This is a genomic window from Mycobacterium sp. (assembly GCF_035653355.1).
Taxonomy (GTDB): domain Bacteria; phylum Actinomycetota; class Actinomycetes; order Mycobacteriales; family Mycobacteriaceae; genus Mycobacterium.
Genome location: NZ_DASRBZ010000462.1, coordinates 1 through 3,594, shown reverse-complemented (window position 1 = coordinate 3,594; position 3,594 = coordinate 1). Strand labels below are relative to the sequence as shown.

The window sequence follows — 3,594 nt, the reverse complement described above, 5'->3', positions numbered from 1 at the left end:
CCTGAAGTGATGATCAGCGAGCGGCCGGCCGAGGCCGCAGACCGGACTGTGCCGGGGCACTGGGAAGGCGACCTGCTGATCGGGTTGGAGCGCTCGGCGATCGGCACGCTCGTCGAGCGTACGACGCGGTACACAATGCTCATCCACCTGCCACGTGAGGAGGGCTACGGCGTCGTCGCACGCACCAAGAACGGACCGCCGCTGGCGGGCTACGGCGCTGCCACGATGAGCAGCGCGCTCGCCGCCACCATGGCCTCGGTGCCCGAGCGACTGCGACGCTCGGTGACCTGGGACCGCGGCAAGGAACTCTCGGCACATGCCCAGTTCACCGCGCGAACCGGCGTACCGGTCTACTTCGCCGACCCCCACAGCCCGTGGCAGCGCCCCACCAACGAGAACACCAACGGCTTGTTGCGCCAGTACTTTCCAAAGGGCACCGACCTGTCCCGGTGGAGTGCATCCGATCTCGAAGCCGTCGCCGCCACACTCAACGACCGGCCCCGCAAGACACTCGGCTGGAAGACACCCGCCGAAGCCCTCTCCGACCAGCTAGGCTCAATATCAATAATCGGTGTTGCAACGACCGATTGAATCCGCCCAATATACGAGCTGGGTGTTCGGGCAGCGGCTGCGCCAGGCTGGCCTGCTCGGCTCGATGGGATCGATCGGGGACTGCTTCGACAACTCCATGGTCGAGTCGTTCTTCGGCACTCTGCAGCTCGAACTGCTCGACCGGCAAAGCTGGGCGACGCGAGACGAACTGGCCAGGGCGATCTTCGAGTACATCGAAGCCTGGTACAACCCCCGCCGACGTCACTCCACGCTCGACATGCTCAGCCCCGTGCAGTACGAACAGACACACGCCACACCGATCGCGGCGTGACACACCGGAACCGTCCGGGAAACCGGGGGAAGCTCAGTTGACCATAGCGGTGACGCGCCCGATATCGCGATGAACCAACAACGGCGTGCGGCGCGCGCCAATCCGGGTTCCCGGAAGCATCGACGGCGCCGTGCCGCGTCTACATCCTCGGCGGCACTGGCTCCGGCAAGCCGACGCTGGCCGCCCGGCTTGGGCTTGCGCGGCGGCTCGACCTGGAGCCGATCAACCTGGACGACTACCGGAATGCCCTGGTGGGCAAACGCGTCGACCGCGACGTGCCGGTACGGCTAGCGCAAGATCCCTGCGGATCGCCCTCAGTGCGCTGCGACCAAGGCCACTGCCGAACGTGCTCACCTCCCCAAGAACCTCAATCCGTCCCCGCAGCTCTCGGTGCGGCACTAGCCGAGCATCGGCACAATACGGCGCGCATCCGCTCCCACAGCGCGTTGCGAGATCTGCTCCGCGACTGGATAGCGCCCGCTGACAGCTGTGCGATCTTCGAAGCCTCAGCTGCGAAGCAGCTGAGGCTGTCTGTCGGCGACTGCGAACGCGTCCCGCAACAGCGTCGCGATCTTCTCGTCGATTACGTACATTCGGGCGGCGCTATCCCGGGTCACTGGCGATGACGGGCTGCCGGGGATGCGCCGTAGCGCTGCTCGGAGACTGGTCATTGTCCCACCGAGCTGACCTGTTGAACGCCCGTCCACGATGGGCTGGCCGAGATGCGCCGCGACCTCGTCAAAGCCGACGGCTGGGGCGTGTTCGCAGATATAGCGCAACGCCGTGCGTGCGCCGGGTGCGAGGTCGGCCAGCAGCCGGAAGAGAAGTGCGCTGCTCCAGCCATCAGCTGCGGGCTCGTGTGAGAGACCGAGGTCGAGCACATCGACGAGGACTTTCGGGCGGTCCTTTTCTGCGACGGCACGTCCATAGGCGGCGTTGACCGTCGCGACTGCATCCTAAACGCCGCGCGCTGGGCACGCCGCATTTGGATGCAGGTTACTGCGACAAGCTGTTTGGCAGTATGCGCTGACGCGGGGGCACCGCGCACGGATGTCCCGATCTTGCTTGCGGCTTAAGCGGTTGCCCCTGGCCGCGCACGAGAACGTCGGGATCGGCGGAAGCTAAAGCTCGAGTTCGGCGAGGATCTCGTGGGCGAGTTTCGCCGAGCCTGCCGCGATGAATTTGCGGCGGCCGTTCATGGCGGCGGCGATGTCGGAGAGCGAGCGCAGTCCGTAGTCCAACGGAATCGGCTCGCCGTTCAAGTCGATGACAACTCCGCCGGCGGCGTGCAGGACGTAGTGCCCGGGTGACAGGTCCCAGATGGCGAATCCCTTCGCGAACTCGACCATCGCGTCGGTGAATCCTGCGGCGATGTGGCCGAGTCCGACGGAGCCGAAGTCGACTCCGATGCGGCCCCGGCTCTTGCCGTCATCGCCGGGCCGACCGAGGGCGTGTAGGAGCCGCTCCTGTCGGGCGAGCGGCAGGAAGCGTTCCGCGGGCCGCATCATGTAGTTGGTGACCAGTGATTGCGCCAGTGCCTTGATCGGCTGCGGGTCGAGTCGGTGGCGCTGCGAGTCCGCGGTGACGGCGTACGCCCGATCTGTGCCGGAGTCGTCCCGGACGGCGAGGTACATCTGGACATGGTGGAAGATGTCGCCGACCACCGCGACGACGGGACGCGCGAGGGATCGCGAGTAGACCAGGACGTGGGTGTAGCCGTGCAGGCCGCGCACGGCCAGTTCACTGGTGTCGAGTGGATCGACCAGGACCACCAGGTCAGGGTCCGCATCCTTCCCGACGACGAGGGGTTCGGCTTCCTCGGACGCATAGACGAAGGATGCGATGTGCTCGCGCATCAGTTCCCGATACCGGCCGTGCGCCCACAGGTCGTGGACCGAGAGGAAGTTGTCGGAGTGCCGCTTGTTTTGGCCCTCCCCGCGCTCGCCCGATAGCGCGGCCCTCACCAACTTCGGGCGCGCTTCGTCCATGACGGTCCGAACGACGTCGGCGACGCGTTGCCCGAGCTCGGGCAGTGGTGTCTCGGTATTCATCAGGTATCGCTCTCAGTTCGTTACCGCAATTCCAGCGGAGGTTCGATGCCGGGCGGGGACATGGTGGCGGCGATGAAGACGGCGGCGAAGTCCGCCGCGCGCATGATCCTCGCTCCGGTCAGGTCGTCGAAGCTGTCCACCTGCAGGTCGCTGCCCTTCGTCATCGCGCCGAACACGGCGAAATACAGCTGCGCTCCCGGGTAGCGGGTGCGGATCTCGCGGGCGATGAAACCCACGACATCGGCGTGCTTGACCTCGAAGTCGCAGATCACGATCGTGGGCGAGTCGCCGGCGGCCGGATAGAACGACGCCTCGTTCAGGGTGATCTCGTCACGGACCTTGTTGCACTTGAGGTATCCGATCGGGCATCGGGAGAACTGGGCCGACGCCAGGAAGGTGGCCATGACCAGTCCTGCCTCGTTGATGCCGAAGCAGATGTCGACGTCCAGGCGCTGCCCGAGGTTCTTGATCTGCCGCGCGAGGCGTTCGATGCCGAAGCCGAAGGTGTCCCAGGCCAGGTCGAGCAGTTGGCCCGGATGGGGGTTGGGCAGGGGGAAGACGGAGATCTCCGGGTTCCCGTGGTCGACTGTCGGGACGGTCAGGGTGAAGTCGGGGCCGATGGTGTTGATGGGTGTGCTGTGCCGTGCAGGAGCGGATTGG

Annotated in this window: 5 protein-coding genes; 2 read left to right on the top strand and 3 right to left on the bottom strand. The window is 66.0% G+C overall.

Going from position 1 to position 3,594, the window contains the following annotated elements; translation table 11 throughout:
* Both VFA16_RS15975 and VFA16_RS15970 read left to right on the top strand, forming a co-directional pair.
* Nucleotides 1-591: IS30 family transposase (locus VFA16_RS15975; RefSeq protein WP_324968759.1), on the top strand; the 591-nt coding region annotated here is incomplete at its 5' end.
* Nucleotides 572-883, top strand: a complete 312-nt coding sequence (locus tag VFA16_RS15970) for a transposase (RefSeq protein ID WP_414687740.1) — start codon at nt 572-574, stop codon at nt 881-883. The genes VFA16_RS15975 and VFA16_RS15970, both read left to right, overlap by 20 nt.
* Before the next feature lie 506 nt (nt 884-1,389).
* Here the strand turns inward: VFA16_RS15970 and VFA16_RS15965 are convergent.
* The 3 genes from VFA16_RS15965 to VFA16_RS15955 form a co-directional block, all read right to left on the bottom strand.
* The gene (locus VFA16_RS15965; RefSeq protein WP_324968758.1) at nt 1,390-1,554 is read right to left on the bottom strand and encodes a hypothetical protein; all 165 of its coding nucleotides are present in this window, start codon (nt 1,552-1,554) and stop codon (nt 1,390-1,392) included.
* Between the two features lie 450 nt (nt 1,555-2,004).
* The gene (locus tag VFA16_RS15960) at nt 2,005-2,934 is read right to left on the bottom strand and encodes an inositol monophosphatase family protein (protein WP_324968757.1); all 930 of its coding nucleotides are present in this window, start codon (nt 2,932-2,934) and stop codon (nt 2,005-2,007) included.
* A 20-nt stretch (nt 2,935-2,954) separates the two neighbouring features.
* On the bottom strand, nt 2,955-3,594 hold a 640-nt coding region (locus VFA16_RS15955), incomplete at its 5' end, for a hypothetical protein (RefSeq protein WP_324968756.1).

Bases quoted from the DNA above. Each gene is read 5' to 3' on its own strand.
- VFA16_RS15965 (WP_324968758.1), bottom strand. From the start codon at position 1,554: ATGACCAGTCTCCGAGCAGCGCTACGGCGCATCCCCGGCAGCCCGTCA.
- VFA16_RS15960 (WP_324968757.1), bottom strand. From the start codon at position 2,934: ATGAATACCGAGACACCACTGCCCGAGCTCGGGCAACGCGTCGCCGAC.